The organism is Microbacterium plantarum (assembly GCF_035231185.1).
GTDB lineage: Bacteria > Actinomycetota > Actinomycetes > Actinomycetales > Microbacteriaceae > Microbacterium > Microbacterium plantarum.
In genome coordinates this window covers 2,336,553-2,356,107 of sequence record NZ_CP141117.1, presented here as the reverse complement: position 1 = coordinate 2,356,107, position 19,555 = coordinate 2,336,553, and the positions used below count along the sequence as shown (strand labels likewise).

General features: G+C 64.3%; 26 protein-coding genes. 25 read left to right on the top strand and 1 reads right to left on the bottom strand.

Annotated elements, in window-relative coordinates:
- Nucleotides 1–327: 327 nt before the first annotated feature.
- The 16 genes from VC184_RS11400 to VC184_RS11325 all read left to right on the top strand — a co-directional run bounded on the left by VC184_RS11400 (nt 328) and on the right by VC184_RS11325 (nt 10,745).
- Nucleotides 328–570 carry a hypothetical protein gene (locus tag VC184_RS11400; protein WP_323986218.1) on the top strand — a complete coding sequence of 81 codons (243 nt, stop codon included), beginning with the start codon at nt 328–330 and terminating at the stop codon, nt 568–570.
- 112 nt (nt 571–682) lie between these two features.
- Nucleotides 683–940 carry a ParB N-terminal domain-containing protein gene (locus tag VC184_RS11395; protein ID WP_323986217.1) on the top strand — a complete coding sequence of 86 codons (258 nt, stop codon included), beginning with the start codon at nt 683–685 and terminating at the stop codon, nt 938–940.
- Between the two features lie 445 nt (nt 941–1,385).
- Nucleotides 1,386–1,541, top strand: coding sequence for a hypothetical protein (locus tag VC184_RS11390; protein WP_323986216.1), 156 nt, complete (start codon nt 1,386–1,388; stop codon nt 1,539–1,541).
- A gap of 125 nt (nt 1,542–1,666) precedes the next feature.
- Nucleotides 1,667–2,023, top strand: coding sequence for a hypothetical protein (locus VC184_RS11385; RefSeq protein WP_323986215.1), 357 nt, complete (start codon nt 1,667–1,669; stop codon nt 2,021–2,023).
- 205 nt (nt 2,024–2,228) lie between these two features.
- Entirely contained in the window at nt 2,229–3,776 is a 1,548-nt protein-coding gene (locus tag VC184_RS11380) for a terminase (protein WP_323986214.1), read from the top strand.
- Nucleotides 3,776–5,101: a phage portal protein gene (locus VC184_RS11375; protein WP_323986213.1), complete on the top strand. Its 1,326-nt coding sequence runs from the start codon at nt 3,776–3,778 to the stop codon at nt 5,099–5,101. Before VC184_RS11380 ends, VC184_RS11375 begins: the two co-directional genes overlap by 1 nt.
- Nucleotides 5,085–5,834, top strand: a complete 750-nt coding sequence (locus tag VC184_RS11370) for a VG15 protein (RefSeq protein ID WP_323986211.1) — start codon at nt 5,085–5,087, stop codon at nt 5,832–5,834. Before VC184_RS11375 ends, VC184_RS11370 begins: the two co-directional genes overlap by 17 nt.
- Before the next feature lie 59 nt (nt 5,835–5,893).
- Nucleotides 5,894–6,379, top strand: coding sequence for a hypothetical protein (locus tag VC184_RS11365; protein WP_323986210.1), 486 nt, complete (start codon nt 5,894–5,896; stop codon nt 6,377–6,379).
- 46 nt (nt 6,380–6,425) lie between these two features.
- Nucleotides 6,426–7,319, top strand: coding sequence for a P22 phage major capsid protein family protein (locus VC184_RS11360; protein ID WP_323986208.1), 894 nt, complete (start codon nt 6,426–6,428; stop codon nt 7,317–7,319).
- Nucleotides 7,320–7,516: 197 nt separating this feature from the next.
- Nucleotides 7,517–7,780, top strand: a complete 264-nt coding sequence (locus VC184_RS11355) for a hypothetical protein (RefSeq protein WP_323986206.1) — start codon at nt 7,517–7,519, stop codon at nt 7,778–7,780.
- A 9-nt stretch (nt 7,781–7,789) separates the two neighbouring features.
- The gene (locus VC184_RS11350; RefSeq protein ID WP_323986204.1) at nt 7,790–8,191 is read left to right on the top strand and encodes a DUF6093 family protein; all 402 of its coding nucleotides are present in this window, start codon (nt 7,790–7,792) and stop codon (nt 8,189–8,191) included.
- Between the two features lie 8 nt (nt 8,192–8,199).
- Nucleotides 8,200–8,649: a hypothetical protein gene (locus VC184_RS11345; protein WP_323986202.1), complete on the top strand. Its 450-nt coding sequence runs from the start codon at nt 8,200–8,202 to the stop codon at nt 8,647–8,649.
- The gene (locus VC184_RS11340; RefSeq protein ID WP_323986201.1) at nt 8,649–9,068 is read left to right on the top strand and encodes a hypothetical protein; all 420 of its coding nucleotides are present in this window, start codon (nt 8,649–8,651) and stop codon (nt 9,066–9,068) included. Before VC184_RS11345 ends, VC184_RS11340 begins: the two co-directional genes overlap by 1 nt.
- 188 nt (nt 9,069–9,256) lie before the next feature.
- Nucleotides 9,257–9,760: a phage tail tube protein gene (locus tag VC184_RS11335; protein ID WP_323986200.1), complete on the top strand. Its 504-nt coding sequence runs from the start codon at nt 9,257–9,259 to the stop codon at nt 9,758–9,760.
- 77 nt (nt 9,761–9,837) lie between these two features.
- Nucleotides 9,838–10,368, top strand: a complete 531-nt coding sequence (locus tag VC184_RS11330; protein ID WP_323986199.1) for a hypothetical protein — start codon at nt 9,838–9,840, stop codon at nt 10,366–10,368.
- 113 nt (nt 10,369–10,481) lie between these two features.
- Nucleotides 10,482–10,745 (top strand): hypothetical protein, encoded by a 264-nt coding sequence (locus VC184_RS11325; protein ID WP_323986198.1) that lies wholly within the window; start codon nt 10,482–10,484, stop codon nt 10,743–10,745.
- Here the strand turns inward: VC184_RS11325 and VC184_RS11320 are convergent.
- Complete coding sequence (locus VC184_RS11320; protein ID WP_323986197.1) at nt 10,742–11,179, bottom strand: hypothetical protein; 438 nt, start codon at nt 11,177–11,179, stop codon at nt 10,742–10,744. The genes VC184_RS11325 and VC184_RS11320 overlap by 4 nt on opposite strands.
- 37 nt (nt 11,180–11,216) lie before the next feature.
- Between VC184_RS11320 and VC184_RS11315 the strand changes: the two genes are divergently transcribed.
- The 9 genes from VC184_RS11315 (at nt 11,217) to VC184_RS11275 (ending at nt 19,555) form a co-directional block, all read left to right on the top strand.
- Nucleotides 11,217–13,976, top strand: a complete 2,760-nt coding sequence (locus tag VC184_RS11315) for a phage tail tape measure protein (protein WP_323986196.1) — start codon at nt 11,217–11,219, stop codon at nt 13,974–13,976.
- Nucleotides 13,973–14,926 (top strand): hypothetical protein, encoded by a 954-nt coding sequence (locus VC184_RS11310; RefSeq protein ID WP_323986195.1) that lies wholly within the window; start codon nt 13,973–13,975, stop codon nt 14,924–14,926. Before VC184_RS11315 ends, VC184_RS11310 begins: the two co-directional genes overlap by 4 nt.
- 145 nt (nt 14,927–15,071) lie before the next feature.
- Nucleotides 15,072–16,007: a hypothetical protein gene (locus VC184_RS11305; protein ID WP_323986194.1), complete on the top strand. Its 936-nt coding sequence runs from the start codon at nt 15,072–15,074 to the stop codon at nt 16,005–16,007.
- Nucleotides 16,000–16,905 (top strand): hypothetical protein, encoded by a 906-nt coding sequence (locus tag VC184_RS11300; protein ID WP_323986192.1) that lies wholly within the window; start codon nt 16,000–16,002, stop codon nt 16,903–16,905. The genes VC184_RS11305 and VC184_RS11300 overlap by 8 nt, the downstream gene beginning before the upstream one ends.
- 68 nt (nt 16,906–16,973) lie before the next feature.
- Nucleotides 16,974–17,468, top strand: a complete 495-nt coding sequence (locus tag VC184_RS11295; RefSeq protein ID WP_323986191.1) for a hypothetical protein — start codon at nt 16,974–16,976, stop codon at nt 17,466–17,468.
- An 8-nt stretch (nt 17,469–17,476) separates the two neighbouring features.
- A complete protein-coding gene (locus VC184_RS11290; RefSeq protein ID WP_323986190.1) occupies nt 17,477–18,397 on the top strand; it encodes a peptidoglycan DD-metalloendopeptidase family protein in 921 nt (306 codons plus the stop codon).
- On the top strand, nt 18,397–18,846 hold the full coding sequence (locus VC184_RS11285) for a hypothetical protein (protein WP_323986189.1): 450 nt from the start codon (nt 18,397–18,399) through the stop codon (nt 18,844–18,846). Before VC184_RS11290 ends, VC184_RS11285 begins: the two co-directional genes overlap by 1 nt.
- Nucleotides 18,843–19,169 (top strand): hypothetical protein, encoded by a 327-nt coding sequence (locus VC184_RS11280; RefSeq protein WP_323986187.1) that lies wholly within the window; start codon nt 18,843–18,845, stop codon nt 19,167–19,169. Before VC184_RS11285 ends, VC184_RS11280 begins: the two co-directional genes overlap by 4 nt.
- Nucleotides 19,170–19,228: 59 nt before the next feature.
- A complete protein-coding gene (locus VC184_RS11275; RefSeq protein WP_323986185.1) occupies nt 19,229–19,555 on the top strand; it encodes a hypothetical protein in 327 nt (108 codons plus the stop codon).

The window sequence follows — 19,555 nt, the reverse complement described above, 5'->3', positions numbered from 1 at the left end:
AGGGAACCACCGAGGCGGACGGTATCGCCGAGACGGGGCGGGTCTTTCGACAACTTCGAGCGCAGTGGAGCAACCCTTCACGCCATCGCCGCTCCGAGCCGGTCCCGCCCCGTTCTCGTGCACCTGTGGGCGCAGACATCGACGTAAGAACGAGAGCTAGCGTGCTGGATGGCTGGGCGCGATGCTTACCTGTGGCTCTCGTCGCCAACACCTTCTTCTCTTCACCCCCAGGACGGTGCATCTTGAGCGCTCAGACTGACCACACCTTCACACCGGACGCCGAGAACTACTGCTGGGTATGCGGCAACGAGTTCGACGACTCGAGCCATGTCGGATAGCACCCGAGAAGCGCTCGACGCCGCTATTCGCGCACACGCGGCCGAAGAGTGGGACGGTGATCTCGTCGTCGACTGGGCAATCGTCGCCGCCACCATCGACACCGACAACCTGACCGGCATCGGACTGATCAACTCACGTGAACCCATGCCCGCCTACATCACCAAGGGCCTGCTCATCGAGGCGATGGACGACATCCGTGCCGGCGAACACGACTACGACGAGGGCGACTGATGCCTTTCGTCTGGTTCACCCTCGGTGCCGTGACGGTCCTGACCGTGCAACGTCACTGGCGTCGGCTCGTGTGGGACCTGCTCGCGAGAGGCGACTCGTGATGCCTCAGCAGATGACCATCTCCCTCGACCTCCTTCTGCGCTCATACCGCGACGGCGACGAGCACGGATGGGAAACCGAGTTCGCCTGGCTCGAAGAACACCATCCACAGAAGATCGCCGAACTTATGGACGACATCCATGCAGTCGGCATCCAAGAGCCCATCCTTCTCGGCAGCGACGGACGCATTTGGGACGGACACCATCGCATCTACGCGGCCCACCGTCTCGGACTCAAGCGCGTGCCTGTAGTCAGATCGGATGACGCGTGATGCCCAACAACCCCACACCCCCGTACGAGTGCGCGTGCGGTGCCCGGTACTCGACACCCTCAGCCGCTGAGACGTGTGCTGAGCAAGACGACCTCGAAGACCGCGCCACCCGATCCGTGTACCGACGCAGCAAGTAGCGGAACATGACCTGGGCAACCAGCACCCGCCGGCAACGCCTACCACGCAACTGGCCCACCATTCGGGCCCAAGTCAAAGCCAGAGCACACGGCCTATGCGAAGCCACCACACACGCACGCACATGCGACGGGTACGGCACAGACGCAGACCACATCACCCCCGGCGACGACCACCGGCTCACCAACCTGCAATGGCTCAGCACCCCATGCCACCGCGCCAAGACCACAGCCGAAGCCATCACCCGCAACCACGCACGCACCCAAGCGAAGCAACGCCCCCAAGAAGCACACCCCGGACGGAGAACACCATGACCAAGAAGATCAAGATCAACACCGCCCTCGGCGGACACAAAGCAGGCGACACCATCACCGTCACCAACGGCATCGCAGACGCCCTCACCCAGTCCGGACACACCGACACACCCACCCCCAAAACCAAGACCACCGACAAGACCGACGACTAACCCCTGCGGGGGACCCCCTCCCCACCTAGAAGTACCGCCGGGGATAGCAATTCGGATTCTGCGTGCGGTCAACTCTCGTTTTTTCGCCCCTGGTGGGCGCTCCGTTCGTCCCTGGAGGACATCTGATGGCTGCCAAGAAGGCGCCCGCTGGGCTCGGTGATGCCGGGTCGCAGTTGTGGCGAGACGTGACCGGGAAGTACGAGCTCCGGGCAGACGAGGTTGTTGTGCTCGAGGCGGCTTGTGCTGCTCGTGACCGTGTGGTGGCGATGGAGAAGAAGCGTGACGGGGCGGTGACGGCGACCGGTTCGATGGGCCAGCTTGTGGTGCACCCTCTCGTGGCGGAGATTCGGGCTCATGAGGCGCAGATCGCTGGCCTGTTGGCGAAGTTGAAGCTCCCCGACGATGGTGGGGTTGAGCAGGTTTCGCAGCAGCGTGCGGCGGCGCAGTCGCGTTGGGCTTCGGCTCATGGCGCGGCCTCTTAACTCGTCTCCGGCTTTCATCAAGGACCGGTCTGGTGAGGCCGAAGAAATCAAGCGATGGTACCGGGATGCCCTGGCAGACACTCTCCCGCCGATCGGGTTGCAGTGGGATCCGATCCGGGTGGGCCCGACGTGGCAGTACGACGGTGGTTGGGTTCTCCCTGAGCGGTCGCTCGGGTGGGAGCAGCTCGCTTTCGCTGGGCAGTGGTTGACGCACAAGGGCAAGCCTTGGAAGTACACGATGGAGCAGGCGCGGTTCGTGCTGTGGTTCCATGCGGTCGACGAGACGGGTGTGCACCTGTCGCATTCGGCGGTGCTGCAGCGGTTGAAAGGTTGGGGTAAGGACCCGTTCGCGGCGGTCGAATCAACATCGACGTTGGTGGGTCCGGTCGAGTTCGATCACTTCGGTCCCGACGATCAGCCTGTCGGCCGTCAGGTGACGGATGCGTGGGTGCAGATCGCGGCGGTTGCGCTGGATCAGACGAAGAACACGATGAAGATCTTCCCCGGGCTCATCCCGGCGGAGACGCGGCGTCACTTCGGTATCCAGATCGGCAAGCAGAACGTGTGGGCCCGTGGTGACACGGCGCAGATTGAGGCTGTGACGGCTTCGCCGCTCGCGATCGAGGGTGGACGGCCGAAGCTGATCATCCGCGCTGAGACGCAGAACTGGAACTCGTCCAACGGCGGCCACGACATGGCCGGGGCGATGGAGGGGAACGCGGCGAAGGCGGAGATCGGCACTCCCGCCCGCATTCTCGACATCTGTAACGCGTACCGTCCGGGTGAAGATTCCGTCGGTCAGCGGCAGCGTGAAGGCTACGACGACACGCAGGGCGAGGACGCGGGTGCCGTCTCGTACGGGTTGCTCTACGACTCGCTCGAGGCGCCGGCGGAAGCGCCGCTGAACGCGGAAGCCGCACCCGACGTGGTCGAGGCAGTCCGGGGTGACTCGGTGTGGCTCGATGCTCGAGGCCGAATCCTGAAGTCGATCCTCAACCCGTTGAACAGCCCGTCCGAGTCGCGACGCAAGTGGTATAACCAGGTCACCGCGGCAGAGGACGCGTGGACCGAACCAAACGAGTTCGACCCGCTCCGCGACGACGACAAGAAGTTGGAGCCGGGCGAGGAGATCACACTGTTCCTCGACTGCTCGAAGTCTGATGACGCTACCGGGCTGGTCGCGTGCCGTCTGAGCGACGGTCACGTGGTCACGATGGGTATGTGGCAGCGCCCGCCGGGAAAGCGCGGCGACGGCTGGCTAACACCTCGGGAAGAGGTCGACGCGGTGGTCCGTCAAGCGCACGAACGGTACCGGGTAGTCGCGTTCTTCGGTGACCCGTCACACACGCTCGACGACGAAACGATGGACCGGTACTGGGATTCCCTATTCGACCGGTGGCATCAGGACTTCCGGTCGAAGTATCGGCTGTGGGCGTCCGGGTCGAAGGGCGCGAAAGGTCACGCGGTGATGTTCGACATGGCTGACCGGTCCAACACGCGCCAGTTTGCTGAGGCGGTTGGTGTGACGCTCGCCGATATCCAAAACGCCGAACTGTCCTGGGACGGTGACGCCAGGCTCCGCCGGCATGTGCTGAACGCTCGCCGCTACCCGGTGCAGGGGTACGTGTCGATTGCGAAGGACAAGCGGGAATCGAAGAACAAGATCGACCTTGCCGTGTGCATGGTCGGGGCGCGGATGGTCCGTCGTCTGGTCCTCAACTCGGGGAAGAAGAAGGGGGGTCGCGTGTGGTGATGAAGCGTGACGAGGTCGTCGAGCTCGCGACCGAGATCCTTATCCCGGGGTGGCAGACGGAGAAGCAGAAGCTTGATCTGATCGATAAGTGGTACCGGTGGGAGCCGGGTTCGCTTCGGGACAAGATCCCGTCGTACGCGGACACTGAGCACCGGAACCTCGCGAAGATCAGTGAGACGCCGATGCTCGCCCTGATCGTCACGACGGTGTCGCAGCAGCTCGTCGCTGAGTCGGTTCGTTCTTCGCGTTCCGGCGACGACGTCATCGAGACGCTGATGCTCCCATGGCGGCGGAACCGGATGCCGTCACGTCAGCGGGCTATCTACCGGGCAGCTCTCGCTTACGGCTATTCGTACGCGACAGTCATGCCCGGGGACACCGGTGCCGTGATCCGTGGACGCTCACCGCGTGACCTGTACGCCGTCTACCAGGACGTCGTCGAGGACGAGTACCCCATGTACTACCTCCTCAAGCGCGGCGACCACATGCTCGTCGTCGATGAAGAAGCGGTCTACACCCTCGGGTACGACAACGGCCGCGTTGAGTACATCGACGATCAGACGCACGGCGCCGGTGTCGCGCCCGCGATCCGGTACTCGAATCAGATCGACCTCGAGGGGCGCACCCCGGGCGAAGTTGAGCCGTACATCCAGACAGCCGAGCGGATCAACAAAGACACGTACGACCGGATGCTGGTGCAGCATTTCAACTCGTGGAAGGTCCGCTACGCGACCGGCCTGGACATGCCGACCGACCCCGCCGACGTGGAGCGCGTCAAGACTCTGCTGCGGCAGAACGACATCCTCACCGGCGAAGAAGGCGTCACGTTCGGAACTCTCGACGAGACGAACCCTGACGGGCTGATTAAGGCTGTCGATAAGGACATCGAGATCCTCGCCGTGGTGTCGCAGACACCCACCCACGCCCTCACCGGGAGCATGGTCAACCTCTCGGCTGACGCGATCGCGGAGTCGCGGGCGATGCTCGACCTGAAGACGGGGGAGCGGAAGGTCGGGTTTGGAGACTCGAACGAGCAGGTTCTCCGCCTAGCTGCTCATCTCGAGGGTCGCCCGGACGATGCGGCGGACTTCACACTGCAGATGCAGTGGGCGGATCTGCAGTCGCGTTCCATGTCGCAGGCTGCGGATTCGCTCGGCAAGCTCGCCACGATGCTCGGCATCCCCGTCGAGTTGCTGTGGGACCGTATCCCCGGCGTTACCCCGGAGATCGCGAAGTCGTGGCTGGAGTACAAGCAGGAGAACCCGTCCGCTGACGAGCAGTTGGCGGCAGCGCTGACCACTCAGTCCAATGGCTTCAACGGCTGACGGCAGGGAACTCACCCGCGCTCACCAGGCACAACAGTTGCGGATCGCTACGGCTGTCACGGCTGAGGTTCGTGCTCTATGGGCACGGTTAGATGTCGACGACCTGGACGGTTCCACGCCGTACTGGTTGGCGACGACATCGACGGTGGTGGACCGGCGCACGCTCGAATCTGAGCGTGTCGCCGGTGCCTACCTGAGCGAGTACCGGTTCGCTGAGATTGGGGCGCGCGGGGAGCCTGTTCTGAGGGCGCCTACGAGCGCCGCGCTTGCTCTTCAACTCGCGGGCCCCGTGCGGGTGAAGCAGTTGATCTCTGCCGGGATGGATCCGGAGCAGGCCTATCGCGCGGCGCGAACAAAGTTCGAGGGCGTTGCGTCACGCCAGGCTCTTATGGGCGGCCGGCTGACGATCGCAGCGACCTCGCAGCGTGATCGGCGTTCCATCGGCTGGCGTCGCGTGACGGACGGTAACCCGTGCGCGTTCTGCGCCATGCTCGCGTCCCGCGGGCCTGTCTACCGTGACGCTTCCACTGCTGAGGGGCTGAAGTATCACGCGCACTGCGGGTGCACTGCTGAGCCGATGTACACCGAGTGGGAGCCCACCGAAGCCGAGCAGAGGTACATCGACGCGTACACAAACGCGCGGTACACAGCCCGCCAGAAGTCCGTGAAGGACGTAGTGCGGGACATGCGCCGCAACGGCGGATTCCGCGATTCACCGACCACCCGACGCTGACCAGCGTCCGGGAAGCAAAGCCGCCCTGGAGGCGGCACGACACGCCCCCGGAGGGCAACGTGACCGAAGAGAACAACGACAACGAGGCAGTCGACCAGGACCAGGAATCCCAGGTGGAGTCCGACGCTGACGACACAGCCAACGACGACGACTCCGACGACGGGGGTGCGTTCGACGCCGAGAAGGCACGCGAGAAGATCCGCAAGATCAACTCCGAGAACCGCAACCTCCGCAAGCGAGCCACCGACGCCGAAGAGAAGGCCAAGGGAGCGGACGAGAACGGGAAGAAAGTAACGGCCCTGGAGGCCGAGAACCTTCGCCTGAAGATCGCCGTGAAGCACGGCCTGCCCGAGTCGCTGGTGAAGCGCCTCACAGGGACGACCGAGGAAGAGATCCTCCAGGACGCGGAAGAACTCATGGAGCTGTTTGGTGGCAAGAAGCCCCCGACGAATCAGCCCCGCGAGAAGCTCCGCGGCGGCGGGGACCCGACCGGTCCGGACTCCAACGACGTCGAGAAGATCGTCGACCGCGTCTTCAACAACTGACCGCACCGCCACGGTGGTGCACCCACCCATCTGAAGGAGGCCCACTGTGGCAATCACCCTGTTCAACCCCACCCAGGCGGCTCGTGCGACGCTCTCGTCGCTGCGACGCCTGACCAACCTGCCCCGCACCGTCCGCCAGGACTTCAGCAACGAGTTCGTCGCTGGTCGCGGGCAGACCGTCAACGTCCTCGGGCCGATCTCCGCCGGCCAGGCACGCGTGTACACCAAGGCGAACCGTGACGCCCGAGCGGCGATCCAGTTCAACGACATCACGCAGGCATGGTTCCCCGTCACCCTCGACACCCAGGTGTACAACGCGGTCCGTCTCCCCGACGACTTCGCCACGTTCACCCTCGAGGACATGACCCGACAGGTCCTGCGCCCGCAGGCTGAGTCGGTTGTCGACGAGCTCGCCGCGCCGCTCATCGCGCAGATGTCGGCGATCGCGACTGACGCGTCTATTCCCGCGGTCGCGCCGGACGGCTCGAACTTCCGCGAGGTGCTCATCAAGACCCGCAAGGTCCTGAACGACCGGAAGATCCCGGCAGCCAACCGGTTCTTCGCGGTCGGTTCCGATCTCGAGGCCGCGGCGCTGCAGGACGAGCTGCTGCAGAAGGTCAACGAGTCCGGAACGTCCGACGTTCTCCGTGAGGCGACCATCGGCCGCCTGTTCGGGTTCACGATCGTCGCTGACCCGGCGCTCGCATCGGACTTCGGCATCGGGTACCACCGTGACGCGTTCGCTCACGTCACCCGGCCCTCGCGTCAGCCCGACGGCGCCGCGTTCTCCGCCTCGGTGGCGCAGGATGGGTACGCTCTCCGCTGGATCCAGCACTACAACCCGCTGCAGCTCGAGGACCAGTCGGTCGTGGACACGTTCTACGGTGCGGCGACCCTCGACGCGGACCGCGCCGTTTCGGTCGGCCTCGCAGGGGCCTGATCATGGCCGCGCCCGCAACGCTGGCATCCGTTGAGGAGCTAGCCGAATGGTTGGGGGAGGAATTCCCCACAGGATCGGTGGAGGCGAAGCGGGCGGCTATGTGTCTGCGGGCTGCGTCCGCCCTGGTTCGACGTGAATCAGGGCGGACGTGGCTCGACGGTAGCGCGGTCGTGGACCCGCTGCCGGATGAAGTCCGCATGGTGACGATCTACTGCGCGGCGCGCGTGTTCGAGAACGCGAACGCTCAGACGAGTGGTGCGATCGATGACGCACAGCAGTCCTGGCGAGTGGATGAGGCTGGCGCGTACCTGACGGTGTCTGAGAAGCGGCAACTGTCGGGGCTTCGGGAGTCGAGCCACACCGGTATCGGCACGGTCGCCACGACGCGACGTGAGCCGCGTGATCCCGCCGTCGGATGGGTGCCCACCGACACGCCTGACGTGTACTTCCCCTGGTACTGAGGAGGCCCCATGCGCGTCGAGAGGATGCTCATCAGGGCGCGGAAGGACGCTGCCTCTATCGCTCGATCGTCCGTCACGGTGAAGCGCGCAGGCGCACCCGTCAAGAACCGGGAGACCGGGAAACTCGAGCCGTCTTGGGAGGTCATCTACGCCGGCAGAGGACGGTTGCGATTCACGGCCGGTGAGCCGCGCGAAGGCGACCAGGCAGGTCAGCGTTTCTCTGACCAGTCGCCCACGCTGTCCCTCCCCATATCCGGGACAGCGGGCATTCGCGTGGACGACATCGTCGAGTTCAACGACAACCCGTTCGACCCGGCAGGGACCCTCCTCAAGCTGCGCGTGACAGGTGTTCATGTGCAGACGCACTCGACAACCCGCCGCCTCCCCGTGGAGGTCCTGAACTTCTCCTAGGAGGCGTCATGGCAGACGGTCTAGAAGTCGAATCCACCGATTTCGGCAGGCTGGCGCGGGATGTCTCAGACTTCCCGGAAGACACGATGCCGATCTTCAGGCGTGCCGCTGTGAAGACGGCGACCTCGATCAAGGAGACAGCCCGGAAGAACGCTACGGGGCTCGCGCACGCGCCCAGGTTCCCGTCGTCGATCTCGTACGACTTTGCAGGCGATTCGCATGGAGGCGGCGTTCTCGGCGCGCTGGTGGGTGCGATGAACGGGAAGTACGACATCACGATGGAGATCGGGCCCGATAAAGACCGGCCACAGGGTGCGCTGGGAAACCTCATCGAGTACGGCTCCCTCCACAACCCACCCCAGGGCATCATGCACGGCGCTCTGCAGGCACACGAGCGCGACTTCGAACGAAATGTCGATAACGCGGTTGATGAGGCGTGGAAGGCATTGGGTCTCTGATGGCTACCGATCTGATCGAACGCCACGTCGCCGCAGTTCTGGCCCGGTTGCGGTCCGATCAGGAGCTCACCGACTCGGTCTACGAGGGCGACGTCCGGGATAACCCGGAACGGTACGTGAACGTCTGGCACGACGTCGGCGTGTTCTCCCAACGGTCGCTGCGCGGTGAGCACCAGGACGTGGAGATCACATTCACGGTCCACTCGGTCGGCACCGAGATGTGGCAGGCGACATGGGTTGACGGCCGGGTGCTATCGCTGCTGAACGACTGGAAACCTTCCGTGACCGGGCGGCGTTGCTGGCGTCTCGAACCCGCCGGCACGCAGCCGATCCAGAAAGACACCGACGTGTCTCCACCGAAGTTATTCGCGGTGCGCCGCTGGGTGCTCCGCTCCGTCCCAGCAAGGGAGACCCCATGACCCGGTACACGCGGATCAAGGACAAGAAGTCCGGTCACGAGTACGACATCCCGGTGGTCCAGTTCGACGCGGAAAAGCACACGCGTGTGAGCCGGTACCCGGATTCAACCCGCCCGCGGCGACCGAAGTTGCGGGTTAGCAAGGGTGGCGGCCCTGCCACCACCGTGCCTACCGACAAGGAGTAACCAATGGCACTCTCTCTTCCCTCTGCCGTGCCGTCGATGGGCACGCGTCGCGTTGTCTTCATCCCGGGCCCGCGACCGGCAACGCTCACCGCTGCGGCTGTGAACGCGGCCGACAACATCTCGTGCTACCTGACCCGTACGGGCTGGCAGCCGACGAAGGATCAGGCGACGATCACCGACTCGCGTTACTGCTCGGCGCAGGACTTCGAGCTCCCCGGCGCGAAGACCCGTTCGCTGATGCTGCAGTACACGTTCAACCTGAACGAGCCCACCGAGGACGAGGCGCGCATCGCGCTCGCGGAGGGTGTCGAGGGAACGCTCGTGCACTTCGTTCAGATCGAGGAGGACGCGGACGAGTTCGCGACCGGCGACTGGTACGAGGACGTCTACGTGCGCATGGGCTCGCAGGACATCGTCAACGTCGAGGACAACGCGGTCGACCGCATCAACCAGAAGGCGTTCATCCGTGGCGAGTGGTCGGAGCTGAAGCAGCTCACCTCCGCCTGATATACCCCTGTGCCGCCCCGAAACACACGGGCGGGGCGGCACAGGTTCCCGTGTGAACTCGTGTGAAAGGAACCGTGATGTCGAACCTCTCTGCTCGTCTGCAGAACCGCAAGATGCCGTCGAAGGACGTCCCGATCTGCCTGGACCTGTCGCTCCTCGGTGAGCGGGACCGTGCCATGGAAGCCGTCCAGTCCGCTTCGAAGAAGGGTTCTGACCGTATGGTCAGCGGGCCCGATGTGAAGACGGCTCGTGCGGCCGTGGAAGCGATCGAGGCTCAGATCCGGGAACAGTCCATCATCCTTCGGATCACCGGTGTGGACCGGTCGAAGTACAACGAGTTCGTCAACGCATGCCCGCCCCGCAAGGGACGTGTGGAAGCGTTCAACTCCTCGATCTTCTTCATGCACGTCGCGAAGAACACCGCCCAGTACGTCGATGAAGACGGCGAAGCGCACCCGATCAGCCCCGAAGAGTGGGTGACGATCGACAAGAACATCACCGACGGTGAGCACGACCGGATCGCGCAGGCCGTGATCGAGGTGAACCGTGAAGCGGGGAAGTCGGACCTGAGTTTTTTAGGGACCGCCTTCGGGACGACCCGCGGCTAGTCCGTGACCTGCGCCTCGCTCTCGAGCTTGGTATCGCACCGCGCCGGCTGTGGGGTTGGGAGCCCGAAGAAACCCACGTCACCGAGGTCATCGACGGCAAGACCGTCACACGCGTGTTCCGTGAACCGGAGTACGACCAGGAACAGTACGACATGTTCGCCGCGCTCAAGGAGTACGAGGCTGGGCTAGGGCATCACGGTCTCCCGCTTGAGGAGACGATGTCGATCGACGCGGACCCGGCGAACCCGAACGGCAAATACATGTACGTCGTCACTGCCCGCCGTGACTGGTACGACGACGCGATCGAACAGGCCAAGAAGCAATGGCCGGAGTTCTCGGAGGCGCGGAAGTTCACCGCCGTCCGGGTGGAACGCTAGCCGGCCTTGTAGCCGGCGTCTACGCAGTAGTCGAGGATCTCGAGCGCGCCTGTCTTGAAAGAGTCGGTCGACAGCACCAAGTTGCCGCCGCCAGCGAGGACTACTTCCTCGATCTGGCGGATAGGGCTGACGTAATCAGCCACGGTTGACGCCGCGTCCGCGGGCGCCGCCTTCGTCAGGTTGTCGGCCCATTCGACGAACTTCCGGTGCTGGATCTGGTCGTACTCGCCACCCATCACAGCGGTGATGTAGTCGGGGTACTCCAGCATCCGTTCGTTCAGTAGCTCGCACATCTCGAGCGCCGGGTCGGCTGATGGTGCCGGTGTGCTGGCAGCCGCAGGCGTTGTTGGTGGAGCGCTTTCTGGCGCGCTCGTGCATCCGGTCAGCAGCAGCACAGTTGCCGCACCAATCACCATCGACCGTTTCAACCGCATGGCGTGAGTGTAGCGCCGCAGTACGCCGGGAGGTGTCATGGCCGACCGTTCCGTTGCTGTGCGTCTGATCCTGAACGCCACGGGCTACATGTCCGGGATGGACCAGGTCGCGCAGAAGACCGCGAAGACGGGGACCGAGCTCGAGAAGCTGGCTCAGAAGAAGCAGGTTCTCACCGATCTCGGTGGTCTGGCTCTCGGTTTCGGTGCGGCGGCGGCTGCGGGTGTGGCACTGGCGGTGTCGAAGTTCGCTGAGTTCGACGAAGCCATGTCGTTCGTCGATGCCGCGACGCATGAGTCCGCGTCGAACATGGCTCTTCTGCGGGATGCCGCTTTGGAGGCCGGCGCATCGACGGTGTTCTCTGCGACGGAGTCAGCCAACGCCATTGAGGAGCTGGCGAAGGCCGGTGTCTCGACCGCGGACATTCTGGCGGGCGCGCTGGCGGGATCGCTCGACCTCGCCGCAGCAGGTGGGCTGGGTGTTGCTCGTGCCGCGGAGATATCGGCCACTGCTCTGAACCAGTTCGAGCTGTCCGGCGATCAGGCCGCACATGTCGCTGACGTTCTCGCGGCCGGCGCCGGTAAGGCGATGGGTTCCGTGGAGGATCTCGCGAACGGTCTCAAGTTCGTCGGGCCCGTCGCGAACGCAATGGGTGTCTCCCTCGAGGAGACGACTGGTGTGCTCGCGATGTTCGCTCAGCAGGGCATCATCGGCGAGCAGGCGGGCACCTCGCTTCGAGGCGTGCTGTCGTCGCTGACTTCCCCGTCGAAGCAGGCTCGCGAGGAGATCGACCGTCTCGGGCTGACCCTGTACGACTCGCAGGGCAACTTCATGGGTCTGCAGAACGCGGCTGGCGAACTGTCGAAGGCGTACACCAACATGGACGGCGCGTCCCGTGATGCTTCGCTGGGCATCATCTTCGGTCGCGAGACGGTGACCGCCGCGACGTCTCTCTACAAGGCGGGCGCGAAGGGAGTCGAGGAGTGGACCGAGGCCGTCGATGACAGCGGGTACGCGGCTGAGACGGCACGCCGGCGCCTGGACAACCTGTCGGGAGACGTCGAGGCCCTTGGCGGCGCCCTAGATACTGCCCTCATCCAGACGGGTGGCGCGGCGAACGAGACGCTGCGGAGCACCGTTCAGGTGTTGACGTCACTGGTTGACGTGTTCAACGAGGCACCGGAGGAAGTCCAGAACGCGACGATGTATCTGGGTATCGCTGCGGCAACGATCGGTCTGGTTGGCGGTGCGGCGCTGCTGGCTACGACTCGGTTCGCGGAGTTCCGGGCGAACGTGAAGGCCGCGGACCTTTCGATGCGTGGTCTTGTTGGTGCGGCTGGTGCCGTGACCGCTGGGCTCACCGTGGTCATCGGGATTGTGGCGGCTGTTGCTCAGGCTCAGGCTGAGGCGCGGGCTCGAGCGCAGGCGTATGCGGACACCCTCGAAGAGGGAACGCTGCGTGCGACGAAGGCGACCGAAGATCTTGCTGTTGCGAACCTTGCGGCTGAGCAGTCGTACTTGTGGATCTCGCGTGGTTCCGCGTTCGACGCGGCCGACAAGCTTGGCATCGGTTACGACGTCGTCACGAAGGCGGCGCTGGGCAGCTCGGAGGCTCTGCGTGAGCTGGAAGAAGTAATCCGTGCTGGTGGCGGCGAGCAGGAGGCGGCTCAGGCGATCGCGGATCGTCTTGGAATCAGTCTGACGGATGTTTCGGCTGCTTCGACTCTCCTGACTACTTCTGTTCTGGGTGAGGCTTCTTCGTACGAGCAGGCGGTTAAGCAGTCGCAGGCGAAGGAAGAGGCGGCACGCGAGCTGGCTGAGGCGAATGGTGTGTCGGAGGAGTCTTCCGTCACCGCGGCCGAGGCGTACATGAACGAGTCTGATGCTGTTTCCGGTTTGAACGACGAGGTCCAGGAGCTGCTGCAAAGCATCTTCGAGCTCAACGGGATCAACCGTGACGCCGTTTCGGCAAACATCAACTTCCAGGATGCTCTGCGGGCAGCCGATGAGCAGATCACGAAGATTCGTGAGGGCACAGACGGGTTCGCTCAAACCCTCGACATCGCGACGGATGCCGGTTCCCGGAACATGGATGCGTTGCTTGCGATTGCGGACGCTGGCGAGAAGGCCGCGACCGCTCAGTACGAGGTTGACGGCAGCACAGACGCGCTGAAGGCGACGCTGGACGCCACCCATAAGGCGGTCATGGACCGGGCTATGGCGTTCGGCGCGACGGAGGATGAGGCTCGTCAGCTGGCAGACACTATCGCGGGCATGCCGACTGACAAGGCGATTCGGATTGTGGCTCAGACTGCGGTTGCGCAGGGGGAGATCGATAACTTCATCTACCGGAACGCCGACCGGACGATCAAGCTGCGTATCGCTGCCGGTCCGGGTGGTCAGGGTGGTGAGGTTCTTGCCGCTGGTGGGTACTTCCAGGGCGGCGTGAAGGCATTCGCGGCCGGTGGGTGGGCGTCGGGGATCTACCCGGCTACCCCTGGCGGCATTCACCGGTTCGCTGAGGCTGGTCATGACGAGGCATACATCACGATGGACCCGGCTCAGAAGGCCCGGTCCCGGCAGATCTGGTCTCGAGTGGGTGACCGACTCAACCTGTGGCAGACCGGAACTCCTCAGCAGGCGGCGCAACCCGTGGCTTCTTCGGTGTCCATCGAGGGCGCGCGACTCACGGGGACGTTGGATCTCGGGAACGGTCTGACCGGTTTCGTGGACGCGCGTATCCGTGATGCGAAGCGTTCGGATGATGTGGCTTGGTCGGGTGGGAGGACGTCGCTGTGATCGTAACGTTGACACCCCTGCCCGATATGGCCCCGGTCCCACGGGTTGAGGTCCGTCTCGAGGCTGCTGCCATTTACGACGGTGGCACGCCTGCGGAGACTGGCCCGTCCCTGTCTGGTGGCACACCGGGCGGCACGGGTCAGGTGCTCGACGGCGGCACCCCGGCGACCGTGTCGGTGGAACTGCCTGCCGGGACGGACCGTGTGACGTTGTGGCGGACTTGTCAGGGGCGGGCGTTGAAGGTTCGGGGTGGTGTGGACCGGTTCTACGCCGGTTCGTTCGCGCTCCTGGACCTTGAGGCCGGGTTCGACCGTGTTTCCACGTACGAGCTCGAATGCTGGGACGGTGACACATCCATGGGGCGTGTGAGCCTCGGCGGTGTCACACTCCCGGGTCCGGCAGACCCTTGGGTGACGATCGTGCAGCAGCCCCTCGAACCGCGCCTGAACGCGGTGCTCGAGGAGACGGCAGTGAACGCGCCCGGTGTCGGACGTGTCGGCCCCGGGTCGCTGGTCACGGTTGAGGGCAAGTCGTACCCGACGGTCCTTTCCCAGGGTCCCCGTGGCGGGCTGACGGGTGTGGAGTTGTCGTTCGCGGCAACCACACGGGACACTGCTGCGGCGACCTGGGCGACTGTCGGAACCGAAGACAACCCACAACTTCCCGTGTGGCTTGTCCGGTCCCGTCACCCCCTGCTCCCCGCCGTGTTCTTTTGCGACAACCGTGGCCTGCAAGAAATCGGTGTGAACCTGCACGTCGGCGGGGAAGAATCACGTTTCGAGCTGACAACCGACGAGGTTTCCCCGCCGGCGCCGGCTCTGGTGATATCGCCGTTGTCGTACGACGACTTGGATTCCGCGTTCCCTGACTACGACATGGCTGACGCAGCGTTCACGTCATACGACGCGCGGGATTCGGCGTGGGAATACGCGGGGGCGTCTGGTGGCTAGGGCGGTTTCGAGTACGACGGCGGCGTTGATCGTTGACCGTGGGTTCGATGTGGAGTGGGTTGCTGACCTGATCTACGACGGTGACCGGCGGCTCGCGAACATTCCGATCCGGGACGTGCGGTTGCAGTGGTCGGGTTCGCAGTTCGTGGCGGGATCCGGGTCGGTTTCGATCGTGTGGTCCGATGATCACGCGTCGTCGATGCTTCCTCGGCAGATCGGTGACTGGTTCTCGCCGTTCGGTTCGGAATTGCAGGTCGATGTGATCGTTCGTGCGGGCAGGTTCAGTGAACGGATCCCGCAGGGCCGGTTCGTGATCGAGTCTGTGCCGGAAGCGAACCGGACCGATTCCGCGTTCGGTGTGCGGAAGATCACGGCCGGTGAGGTGTTCAAGGTGGAGTTGCGTGACCCTCTGGTGAGGGTGGCGCGTGACGAGTTCTCGTTCCCGACTGCACCGTCGTCCACGTCGGCGTGGGGTGAGATTCAGGCGACCACCGGGTTCCCTGTGGTCCGGAACATGCCTGATGTGGTCGTGCCCGGTTCGGTGTCGTACGCGGATGAGAAGTCCGGTGTGTTGAACAAACTGTTCGACCTGCTGGGCGCGTGGCCGCATGTTGATGCGGCTGGTGCGTTGACGGCACGTCCGAAAGCGTGGCCGGCCCCGATGGGTGTCGTCACGGGGGTTGTGTCGGCGCCGATCTCGATGCGGTCGGAGAAGACGTACAACCGTGTCGTGGTGGAGGGGAAGTCTCCTGAGGGTCTCCCGTTGTATGGCGTCGCTGATGTGCGTGAAGGGTTCCTGCGGGTCGCGAACGCGGATGGTTCCGCGTCGCCGTTTGGTGTCGCCGTGTACCGGTACGCGTCCGACTTCCTGCAGTTCCAGGGGCAGGTTAACGCGGAAGCGCGCGCCCTCCTCGAACGGGTGTCGCGGGTGCGTTCCGTGACGCGTCGCGTGGAGGAACCGTTCAACCCGACCCGTGAGCTCGGTGACGTGCTGACCCTCCATGACGGGGTGGGGCGGGTGATCGACCTGACCCACGACGGTGCCGTGACGCAGATGGTGTTGGAGGTTCCCGATGAGTGAAGCCGCCCGCCGTGTCGTTGACCAGAAGACGAAGGTCACGTCCCGTGTCGGCAGGTATGTCGGCAACCAGGGCCAGTTGGCTTTGGTGGACATGGGAGACCAACGCGTCCCGGTCGTGTTCGCGACACCGTGGGTTCCGGAGATCAACGAACCGGTTCATGTCGACACGATCGACGGTGTTTCACGGTTGATCGGTCCGACGGCACCGAAACCTGGCATGGGCGTTGTGGTGACGGTGGACGCGTCGGGGGATTACGTGGATGTGATAACCGATTTCGGGACGTACCGGATGCCCTACGCGGCAGCGGACGCGGACACCCCACCGCCAGGTTCGGGTGATTCGGTGGGTATCGACTGGTCTTCCGGGCCGAAGTGTTACCGCTTGTCCACGTCTCCTGACCCGGTGCCGCCGCCCCCGGACCCAGGCGGGGGTGGTGCGACCACGCACACGAGCGTGTTCCGTGCCGTTGATGCTGGTTCTATCCGGAAGACCGGTGTGAACGGGTGGTGGAACCCGCGCCCGTGGAACAGCCCATCCAATTTCGGTGCGTGGTTCTACGGGACGCAGATGGCCGACACGATCCCCGACAACGCAGAGTTCGTTGGGCTCGAGATCTACCTGACGTGGGCTGTGCGGCGGTGGCCGAACACGCTCCGTTGGGGAACCCACACGCACGCCCGCAAGGACGGGCTGATCAATGTGAACGGGTCGGACCTGTGGGATCCGGGTTCCGCGGCGGGATGGTACACGCCCCCGTTCGCGCAGCCCTGGTTCAACACCGCGAAGACCGGTGTTCTCGGTGTCGCGTTGAACGCGCAGGGGTCCGGTCAGGAAGAAGCACGGTCGCTTGCTGAGGACGGTCAGTCCGGGGCGCTACGAATCACTTGGAGGGCCTGATGGGCAACGTTGTAAACGCGGACGGTTCGGTTCAGATCACACCGACGCCGACTCAGACGGTCGCTGACATGCAGCGGATCGCGGACCGGGTCGAGCAGATCGGTGGTGTCCTGCGGGTCACGTCGACGGAGCGGCAGCAGTTGACTGCCGGTCAGACGAAGGTGGGTTGGTTGATCTCGGAGACTGACACGGGTCTCGTGTACCTCCGAACCGCCGACCGCCCCCAGGGTCTCCTGATCATCGAGGACACGGGGTGGATTGATCTGACCCTCGCGAACGGTTGGCAGAACTGGGGTGAGGCGTACGAGATCGCGCGTGTCCGCCGGCTGAACCGGACCGTGCACGTAACCGGGCTGATCCGAAACGGTGACCCCGGTATCGGTGTCCGAATCACCACACTCCCGGTCGGGTTCCGTCCGGGGAAGGTGCAGCAGAAGGTTGTGTGGGCGAACGGTCAGGCCCGTCAGGTCGATATCTACCCGGATGGTCGGATCCTCATTGGTGACACCCCGACCTCAACGTTCCGGATGACGCTCGACATGTCGTTCGTCGCCGAACAGTAGGAGGCGTGATGCTCTCTCGAGCCGAGTTCTACGCCGTCCGTATGTGGACGCTCCTCTTTGCCGCGTGGGGTGCGTTGTACTCGATTGTCGAGTTCCGGCACATTGGTATCGACATCGGCACGAACCGTCGCGTGATCGACGTCCCGGCGCTGCTCGGGGGGACCGTCGTTCGGGTGATCCGAGCCTCCGAGACCCTCGGGTCGGTCGTTGTTCTCGACGTCGGGCACGGCCTGTTCCATTCGTACTGTCACCTGTCGAAGGACCGTCTACCGGTACGCGGTGACTGGATCGGTCCCGGGGAACGAGTGGGACGGCTCGCCGGCGGGCCGAGCACGCTGCCGATGGGTCACGTCGACTATCCGGGCAGCGCGTGGGGTGGCATCCACCTGCACCTGGTCATCAGCACTCACCCCGAGTCGGCGTACAGCAAGGTTGCCGGGCATCGCACGCTGAGGGCGTTCCGTGACCCGGCTGACACAATCCGCGAAGTCTTGTCCGCGCCCGCCGCGAACAAAAGTCGCCCGTTTGTCCCGCAGACCTTCGAGGTCGTGGAGGAAGAGGTAGAGATGAAGATCATCACGTCGAGCATCGGCCAGTCGCTCGCGATTGGTTCGCTGGTTGTGCAGTTCGGTTCGCCTGAGGAGGTCGAGGTCGCACTGTCGAAGGGTCTCGAGATCCAGGAGGTTCACCCGGAGACGCACAAGCGGATGATCGCGGAGAGCAACCTGCGACGCCACGACCGGCTCCCGTTCGTGCTCGTGTACGGTGACCCGTCGGGCACGGTCTACACGTTCGCCGGTGACGAGCTGAACCCGGTGTACGACCCGTCGACTCTGCCTGTTCTGAAGCAGGGCGCGTATGACACGGTCACGTGGAGCGCGGAGGAGATCCGTCTGCGGTTGGCTCAGCAGGAAGCCGCACGGAGCTGATGCGGCGCCTGTGGCGGGCGTCTATCTGGCACCCCGACGCGATCCCGCCCGACGAGTTCAAGTACCGGAACCTGAAAAGAGTCTGGTTGCCCCTGTATGACGCGATAGCGATCTTCGCCGGCATCCAGGCGATCATGTTCGGTTCCACCATCCTGAACCGGCTCTTCAACCCACTCATGGTCGACCTGTTCGGTGGTGTGCTCACAGGTGTCGCAGTCGTCTGCCTCGCCGGCGTCGCGTTCCCCAGACTGTGGGCGGTGGAGATCGTCGGGAAGATCCTCCTCGTCGGGCTCGTCGCCGGTTACGTCACCACGATTCTCCTGTTCTCCGAGAACCCGGGACCGAACCTGTTCGTCGTGGGGATGCTGACGTTCGGTCTGCCCCTCGCGTTCTTCCGGTTGAACCTGCTCGGGGAGGAGTTCAAGGAACGACGGGCGGTGGTTGCATGAGCGAAATCGTCATCGCGGTCATCGGTGGTGTGTTCCTGCTCGGTGGGGCGCTGGTCGCGTACATCGGCACCCGCGGGAAGACGCAGGCGGACGCGAAGACTGCCCTGGATGCTCGTATCGACGCGCGCGTGGAAACTCAGCTTGAGTCCGCGTGGGAACAGATCGACGAGTTGAAAACGAAGGTCGACAACCACGACAAGAAGTGGGGCGCAGTCGGGCGGGTCTTCCGTGCGATCGATCAGCAGTTCGGCACACCGAACCTGAACCCCTCCGACATCGTCCTCATCGAGGACACCATTCCGCCTCACTGGATACGCCGGTAGGCCCAGTCCGCACCTTATTCCGCCGCCTCTCGGGGCGGCTTTCCTGTTTGGAGGAAGCAATGTCCACTCCCGTTCCCGAAATCTGGTTCAAGACCCAGCGCGCCCTGCGTTCGATCGCCGGATCCCTCATCGTCCTCGTCCCCCTCGCGAACGGTGTCGCAGCCGCCGCAATCGCGTACCTGACCGCGCAGACCGACGTGGCCGTGCACCCGGTCGTGTTCGTGTGGCTCAACGCGATCGTCGCCGTCACCGCGCTCATCATCGGCCTCGTGTCACGGATCATGGCAGTCCCCGGTGTGAACGAGTTCCTCACCCGCCTCGGCCTCGGTTCCGTCCCGAAGGGGTCGGTCGGCGACGTCAACGCGATCAACGCAACCAACCACTGA

Bases quoted from the DNA above. Each gene is read 5' to 3' on its own strand.
- VC184_RS11335 (WP_323986200.1), top strand. From the start codon at position 9,257: ATGGCACTCTCTCTTCCCTCTGCCGTGCCGTCGATGGGCACGCGTCGC.
- VC184_RS11340 (WP_323986201.1), top strand. From the start codon at position 8,649: ATGGCTACCGATCTGATCGAACGCCACGTCGCCGCAGTTCTGGCCCGG.
- VC184_RS11300 (WP_323986192.1), top strand. From the start codon at position 16,000: ATGAGTGAAGCCGCCCGCCGTGTCGTTGACCAGAAGACGAAGGTCACG.
- VC184_RS11400 (WP_323986218.1), top strand. From the start codon at position 328: ATGTCGGATAGCACCCGAGAAGCGCTCGACGCCGCTATTCGCGCACAC.
- VC184_RS11375 (WP_323986213.1), top strand. From the start codon at position 3,776: ATGAAGCGTGACGAGGTCGTCGAGCTCGCGACCGAGATCCTTATCCCG.
- VC184_RS11330 (WP_323986199.1), top strand. From the start codon at position 9,838: ATGTCGAACCTCTCTGCTCGTCTGCAGAACCGCAAGATGCCGTCGAAG.
- VC184_RS11395 (WP_323986217.1), top strand. From the start codon at position 683: ATGACCATCTCCCTCGACCTCCTTCTGCGCTCATACCGCGACGGCGAC.
- VC184_RS11280 (WP_323986187.1), top strand. From the start codon at position 18,843: ATGAGCGAAATCGTCATCGCGGTCATCGGTGGTGTGTTCCTGCTCGGT.
- VC184_RS11275 (WP_323986185.1), top strand. From the start codon at position 19,229: ATGTCCACTCCCGTTCCCGAAATCTGGTTCAAGACCCAGCGCGCCCTG.
- VC184_RS11350 (WP_323986204.1), top strand. From the start codon at position 7,790: ATGCGCGTCGAGAGGATGCTCATCAGGGCGCGGAAGGACGCTGCCTCT.
- VC184_RS11290 (WP_323986190.1), top strand. From the start codon at position 17,477: ATGCTCTCTCGAGCCGAGTTCTACGCCGTCCGTATGTGGACGCTCCTC.
- VC184_RS11315 (WP_323986196.1), top strand. From the start codon at position 11,217: ATGGCCGACCGTTCCGTTGCTGTGCGTCTGATCCTGAACGCCACGGGC.
- VC184_RS11390 (WP_323986216.1), top strand. From the start codon at position 1,386: ATGACCAAGAAGATCAAGATCAACACCGCCCTCGGCGGACACAAAGCA.
- VC184_RS11370 (WP_323986211.1), top strand. From the start codon at position 5,085: ATGGCTTCAACGGCTGACGGCAGGGAACTCACCCGCGCTCACCAGGCA.
- VC184_RS11285 (WP_323986189.1), top strand. From the start codon at position 18,397: ATGCGGCGCCTGTGGCGGGCGTCTATCTGGCACCCCGACGCGATCCCG.
- VC184_RS11295 (WP_323986191.1), top strand. From the start codon at position 16,974: ATGCAGCGGATCGCGGACCGGGTCGAGCAGATCGGTGGTGTCCTGCGG.
- VC184_RS11345 (WP_323986202.1), top strand. From the start codon at position 8,200: ATGGCAGACGGTCTAGAAGTCGAATCCACCGATTTCGGCAGGCTGGCG.
- VC184_RS11320 (WP_323986197.1), bottom strand. From the start codon at position 11,179: ATGCGGTTGAAACGGTCGATGGTGATTGGTGCGGCAACTGTGCTGCTG.
- VC184_RS11385 (WP_323986215.1), top strand. From the start codon at position 1,667: ATGGCTGCCAAGAAGGCGCCCGCTGGGCTCGGTGATGCCGGGTCGCAG.
- VC184_RS11355 (WP_323986206.1), top strand. From the start codon at position 7,517: ATGGTGACGATCTACTGCGCGGCGCGCGTGTTCGAGAACGCGAACGCT.